This window comes from Mesorhizobium sp. M7A.F.Ca.CA.004.04.2.1 (genome assembly GCF_004022825.1).
Classification (GTDB): domain Bacteria; phylum Pseudomonadota; class Alphaproteobacteria; order Rhizobiales; family Rhizobiaceae; genus Mesorhizobium.
In genome coordinates, this window is sequence record NZ_RZPH01000464.1 from 1 (window position 1) to 4,505 (window position 4,505).

A 4,505-nucleotide genomic window follows, 5' to 3' on the forward strand; every position below is an offset into this window, starting at 1 on the left:
AGCCGAAGGTGCTGACCGTGACGCCGGGCTGGAGCGAGGCCTATGGGCTGTTCACCAAGGGCGAGGCGCCGATGGTGCTGTCCTACACGACGTCGCCGGCCTATCACATGATCGCCGAGAACACCGGGCGCTACCAGGCGGCCTCCTTCGAGGAGGGCGAGTATCTGCAGATCGAGGTGGCGGGTATCACCACGACGGGAGCCAAGAATCCGCTGGCGGCCAAGTTTATGGCCTTCATGACCGGGCCTAAATTCCAGGATGCCATTCCCGAGACCAACTGGATGTTCCCGGCCGGCAAGACCGACAAGCCGCTCAATCCGGCCTTTGATAAACTGGTCAAGCCGACCAAGACCTTGCTGTTCAGCCCGCAAGAGGTCGCTGCCAATCGCAAGGCCTGGGTCGATGAATGGCTTGCGGTGATGAGCAAGTAGGGCGCGAGCCGCGTCGCATGTTTGCGCCAAGCCGCCCCCCTCTGGCCTGCCGGCCATCTCCCCCTCAGGGGGGGATATCGGCAGCTTTATCGCCTCTCTTAGTCCTGCCACTCTTGAGAATAGCGAAGGCGGCTGAGTGCGCAATCTCCCCCCTTGAGGGGGAGATGTCCGGTAGGACAGAGGGGGGTGGGCTGGGCCTTCGCCAGATATTCCCCTCGATCAATACCCGTCGCAGGGTTGGATAGCGCGAGATGCGTACGCGCCATCCAGCCGATCCCCGCGTCAGCGCCGGCATTGTCGCGCTTGCCGCGATCGCGCTGCTGATCGGCGGCGCGTTTGCCGGCCTGCTTTTCGAGGGCGCCCACGATTTCTCGGGCGCCTGGGCAGCCTTCGATCCCTATCTGCTTCGCGTCATTCGCTTCACGCTCTGGCAAGCGGCGCTCTCGACGCTGCTTTCGGCCATCCCGGCGCTGTTCGTGGCGCGGGCTCTGTCGCGACATCCACGTTTCTTCGGCCGCGCCTTCATCCTGCAGATCTTCGCCGTGCCGTTGGCGCTGCCGGCTATTGTCGCAGCGCTCGGCATTCTGGCGCTTTATGGCCGTGCCGGCTATTTCGCCGGCGTGCTTGCCCTGATCGGCGGCGGAAGCTGGCCGGGTATCTATGGCCTGTCCGGCATCCTCGTCGCCCATGTCTTCTTCAACCTGCCGCTGGCGACGCGGCTGTTCCTCGAGGCGCTGCAGACCATACCGGCCGACCAATGGCGGTTGGCGAGCCAACTCGGCATGGCGGCGCGGCCGGCGTTCCGGCTGATCGAATGGCCAACGCTGCGCGCCGCATTGCCCGGCGTCGCCGGGCTTGTGTTCATGCTCTGCATCACATCCTTCACGATCGTGCTGACGCTCGGCGGCGGGCCGGCCGCGACGACGCTGGAGGTCGGCATCTACCAGGCGCTGCGCTTTGATTTCGATCCCGCGCGGGCCGTTACACTGACGCTGTTGCAGATTGCCCTGACCTTTATCGTTGTGCTGGCCCTGACGCGCCTGGGCGCCAATGTGGTCGGCGACACCAATTTGCCGGTCGCGCAACGTCGGTATCTCTCAGTCCATCGGAGCGAGACCTGGTTGAACGCGCTACTCATCATCCTGGCGCTGCTGTTCGTCGTTGGGCCGATGGCGGCAACCGTGATGGCCGGGTTGGGTGCGGATCTCGGCCGGTTGGCCGGTGAGGCCACTGTCCGGCAGGCAACGCTGACCAGCGTGGTGCTGGCCTTCCTGTCGGCACTGCTCTCGGTGATGCTGTCGCTGGCGCTGACCATGGCGCGGCGGGCACTGGCGCTGAACCGCCGTGCCGGCGCAAAGACACTGCTCGAACACGCTGCCGATACAGGCGCCGGCTTTGTCCTTGTCGTGCCGCCGATCGTCGTCGGCGCCGGCTGGTTCCTGTTGCTGCGCCATGCCGGCGATGTCTTTGCCATCGCCCCGGTCATGGTCGTCACCGTCAACGCGGTGATGGCGATGCCATTCGCCCTGCGCGCCGTGCGTCCCGCCTATGATGCGGCGAGCGAGCGTCACGAACGGCTCTGCGCACAGCTCGGCATTGCGGGCTGGAACCGGCTGATGCTGGTCGACTGGCCGTCGCTGCGGCGCCCGCTCGCCACGGCCTTCGCTTTCGCCATGGCGCTGTCGCTGGGCGATCTCGGTGTCATTGCCCTGTTCGGCAGTGATTCCGTGCAGACATTGCCCTACCTTCTTCTGGCACGGATGGGCAGCTACCGCACCGAGGATGCCGCCGGCCTGGCACTGCTGCTCGGCCTCGTCTGTCTCGCGTTGATCGTGGCGGCGCACTGGCTGGGAAGGGAGAAGGTCCGCGATGCGTGAGAGGGCGGCCAGCAGGCTCGAGAAGGGCGCGCCGGTGCGGCTGGACAAGGTGTCGTTCAGTTATGGTGAGGTGCCACTTGTCTTCGACGTCGAGTTCGCCACGGCGAAGATCACCGCCATCATGGGTCCGAGCGGTTCGGGCAAGTCGACGCTGCTCAATCTGGTCGCCGGCTTCGAGACCCCACAGTCGGGCCGCGTGCTGATCGGCGGGGCCGATGTCAGCGCCGAGCCGGCCTCGGCGCGGCCGGTGTCGATGGTGTTCCAGGAGAACAATCTCTTCGCGCATCTTTCCGTCGAGCAGAATGTCGGGCTCGGTCGCTCGCCCTCCCTGGGACTGACCGAGGCGGACCGCGCCGCGGTCGCCGAGGCGCTTGCGCGCACCGGTCTCGCGGGCAAGGAGAAACGCCTGCCGCGCGAGCTCTCCGGGGGCGAACGCCAGCGCGTCGCACTGGCCCGCGTGCTGGTGCGCGACCGACCGGTGTTGCTGCTCGACGAGCCATTCGCTTCGCTCGGACCCGCTTTGCGCGACGAGATGCTGAATCTGGTTGCTGCCGTTCATGCCGAACGCGCCATGACGGTGCTATTTGTCACCCACCAGCCCGAGGATGCACGCCGCATCGGCGAGCACATGGTGTTTGTCGACAATGGGTTGGTGGCCGCAACCGGCAAGGCTGATGATTTCTTTACCGGGGCTGGTCCGGAGGCGTTCCGGCGCTATATCGGCGCGGGTGCTGGATATTCCACATCACGCGATGTTGCCCGGAAGCGGACATAATTTACGGTCAAACCGGCTCCAGGCGATGTGGCGTTTGCTTGCCATGACCGGGGGAGTGTGGCTAGGTCGCCCTACCGGTCCGGCACAGGCCGTGATTTGCCTGCAGTATCCGCCGCCCGCCCTAAGGGACGGGCAACGGATGCAGCAGCAGTTTGAGATAGCGCATGACACGTTCCGAAGATCGCCCCCGATTTTCGTGGTCATGCGCCGGGACCCGAAAGGAAGCCGTTCTGGCGATCGGCGCTAACACATTGGGAATGAAACCGCTGGCGCGTTTTCTCGCGCTGGCCGGTTTTGCCGTGGCGTTGGCAAGCTGCCAGATGTTCACGCCGCCGGAAGTTCAGGAATCCGGCTTCCAGCCTTCCGACAAGCCGATCACAGTGGACAATGTCGGCGCCAACAACAAGCTCGCCGAATTGGCCAAGGCGCAGCACCCGCGCATCCTGGCGACTTACGGCGGTGAATATTCCGACCCCAAGCTCGAGCGAATGGTCGCCAAGGTGGTCGGTAGTTTGACGGTGGTGTCCGCCAACCCGACACAGACCTATCGCATCACCATTCTAAATTCGCCCAACGTCAACGCATTCGCGCTGCCGGGCGGTTATCTCTACATCACCCGCGGCCTCCTGGCGCTGGCCAATGATTCGGCCGAGCTTGCCGCTGTCATCGCGCATGAGATGGGCCACGTCACTGCCAATCACGGCCTGCAGCGCCAACAGCTCGAGGCAGAGGAAGGCCTGGCGACCAAGGTGGTTTCCGATGTGCTCGGCGACAGCCCGACCGCCAAGGCGGCGTTGATCCGCGGCAAGCTGAGGCTGGCGCAATTTTCGCGCAACCAGGAGCTGGAAGCCGACGCCATCGGCATCAAGTCGATCGGCGAGGCCGGCTACGATCCTTTCGCCGCAGGCCGCTTCCTTCAATCGATGTCGGCCTATACCGATTTCCGCTCGATCAGCGGCGCCACCGACGCCAGCCTGGACTTCCTGGCCACGCACCCCAACACGCCGCAGCGCATCGATCTGGCGCAGCGCCATGCTCGCCAGTTCGGCGCGCCGGGCGTCGGCACGCGCGACCGCGATTCCTTCCTCGCCGGCATAGACGGCCTGCTCTATGGCGACACGCCTGAGGAAGGCTATGTGCGCGGCGAAACCTTCCTGCACCCGGGCCTTGGCGTGTCGTTCACGGTGCCGGACGGCTTCATCATCGACAATTCGGCGGCAGCGGTGACGGCCACCGGCCCCGGCGACATAGCGATCCGTTTCGATGGCGTCTCTATCGACAAGAACCGGGCGCTGACGGACTATATCCGCAGCGGCTGGGTGGCTGGTCTCGTCGACAGCAGCGTCAAGCAGGAAACCATCAACGGCAATGAGGCGGCGACCGCGCATGCCGGCGCCGAAGGCTGGCAATTCGACATAGCGG

General features: G+C 65.1%; 4 protein-coding genes. All 4 read left to right on the forward strand.

Translation table 11 applies throughout. The features are described 5' to 3' along the window. The coding region (locus tag EN893_RS20085; protein ID WP_128361725.1) for a thiamine ABC transporter substrate-binding protein at positions 1–431 on the forward strand (431 nt) is incomplete at its 5' end. 251 nt (positions 432–682) lie between these two features. After that, the gene (thiP, locus tag EN893_RS20095) at positions 683–2,308 is read left to right on the forward strand and encodes a thiamine/thiamine pyrophosphate ABC transporter permease (protein ID WP_127270156.1); all 1,626 of its coding nucleotides are present in this window, start codon (positions 683–685) and stop codon (positions 2,306–2,308) included. Continuing rightward, positions 2,301–3,083 carry a thiamine ABC transporter ATP-binding protein gene (gene thiQ, locus EN893_RS20100; protein WP_127267250.1) on the forward strand — a complete coding sequence of 261 codons (783 nt, stop codon included), beginning with the start codon at positions 2,301–2,303 and terminating at the stop codon, positions 3,081–3,083. The genes thiP and thiQ overlap by 8 nt, the downstream gene beginning before the upstream one ends. 257 nt (positions 3,084–3,340) lie before the next feature. Continuing rightward, positions 3,341–4,505: M48 family metalloprotease (locus EN893_RS20105; RefSeq protein ID WP_128361726.1), on the forward strand; the 1,165-nt coding region annotated here is incomplete at its 3' end.

What these genes read in the sequence shown, in the direction of transcription:
- thiQ (WP_127267250.1), top strand. Translation starts at nt 2,301, where the DNA reads ATGCGTGAGAGGGCGGCCAGCAGGCTCGAGAAGGGCGCGCCGGTGCGG.
- thiP (WP_127270156.1), top strand. Translation starts at nt 683, where the DNA reads ATGCGTACGCGCCATCCAGCCGATCCCCGCGTCAGCGCCGGCATTGTC.